Annotated in this window: 1 protein-coding gene; it reads right to left on the bottom strand. The window is 60.8% G+C overall.

All coding sequences use genetic code 11. From position 1 onward, the window contains the following. Positions 1 to 65: 65 nt before the first annotated feature. Positions 66 to 1,262, bottom strand: coding sequence for an IS256 family transposase (locus FFR93_RS40380; protein WP_125851287.1), 1,197 nt, complete (start codon positions 1,260 to 1,262; stop codon positions 66 to 68). Between the last annotated feature and the right edge of the window lie 96 nt (positions 1,263 to 1,358).

Below are 1,358 nucleotides of genomic sequence, written 5' to 3'. Positions count from 1 at the left end.
GATCATGTCCCAGGACGTGGTGTAGCTTAGACGACCACGGCTCATCCCAGAGGGCCGGATGAGTGTCAGCTTGCTGCTGGCAGGCTGATGAGGGGATCATCGCTCATTGTGGCGATTGTCTCAAGTGTCATGTAGCGGGATCGCTGGACGGCCCATTCATCGTTCTGTTCGAGCAGCAGCGCACCGACCAGGCGCACGATGGCGTCGTCGTTGGGGAAGATGCCGACGACCTCTGTCCGCCGCTTGATCTCGCCGTTCAATCGCTCAATCGGGTTGGTCGAGTGAAGTTTGGCCCAATGCTGCTTGGGAAAGGTCATGTAGGCGAGCACGTCTTGCTCGGCGCTGTCCATAAGACTGGCGAGCTTCGGTACCTTTGGCCTGATCTGGTCGGCGACGTTGCGCCACTGAGTGCTTGCCGCCTCCGGCGTGTCCTGAGCGAAGGCCGTGGCAATGAAGGCGGAGACAACTCGGCGTCCGCTCTTTCCAGCATGGGCCAAGGCATTGCGCATGAAGTGGACCCTGCAGCGCTGCCAGGTGGCGAAGAGCACCTTCGATACTGCGGCCTTGATGCCCTCATGCGCATCGGAGACAACGAGCTTCACGCCACGCAGACCCCGCCTGGTCAGCTTTCGGAGAAACTCGGTCCAGATCGCCTCGGCCTCGGACGTGCCGATCTCCATGCCGAGCACCTCGCGTCGACCGTCGGTGTTGACGCCGACGGCGATGATTACGGCGACGGAGACAATACGACCACCGCGCCGAACCTTGAGGTAGGTCGCATCGATCCACAGGTAGGGCCATTCTCCTTCGATGGGCCTGTCGAGGAAGACCTTCACCTTCTCGTCGATCTCTTCGCAGAGCCGGGATACCTGGCTTTTGGAGATGCCGCTCATGCCCATGGCCTTGACGAGGTCATCGACGGATCGGGTCGAAACGCCTTGGATATAGGCTTCTTGGATGACCGCCGTCAGGGCCTTCTCGGCCATCCGGCGTGGTTCGAGAAAGCTCGGGAAATAGCTGCCTGTGCGAAGCTTGGGAATGCGCAGCTCGACGGTGCCCGCCCGTGTCTCCCAATCCCGGTCGCGATAGCCGTTACGCTGGGCCAGTCGGAAGCCATTCTTCTCGCCATAGCCCGCGCCGGTCTTCGTGCCGACCTCCAGCGCCATCAGCTTCTCGGCAGCAAAGCCGATCATCTCGCGCAGCAAATCGGCATCGGCGCTCTTCTCAACGAGTGAGCGCAGGTTCATCATGTCGTCGGTCATCGGTGGTGTCCCTCAGGTTGGCTCTAAGCAACCCGACCCTACCGGAAATCACCGATGGCTATGAAATCCAGCTACACCACTCCATGGGACACGATC

Source organism: Rhizobium sp. MHM7A (genome assembly GCF_005862215.1).
Lineage (GTDB): Bacteria > Pseudomonadota > Alphaproteobacteria > Rhizobiales > Rhizobiaceae > Rhizobium > Rhizobium bangladeshense.
The sequence above is the reverse complement of the archived record's forward strand: the minus strand, read 5'-3'. Positions and strand labels throughout refer to the sequence as shown.

Excerpts from the sequence above, each read along its gene's own strand:
- FFR93_RS40380 (WP_125851287.1), bottom strand. The coding sequence starts at position 1,262 with ATGACCGACGACATGATGAACCTGCGCTCACTCGTTGAGAAGAGCGCC.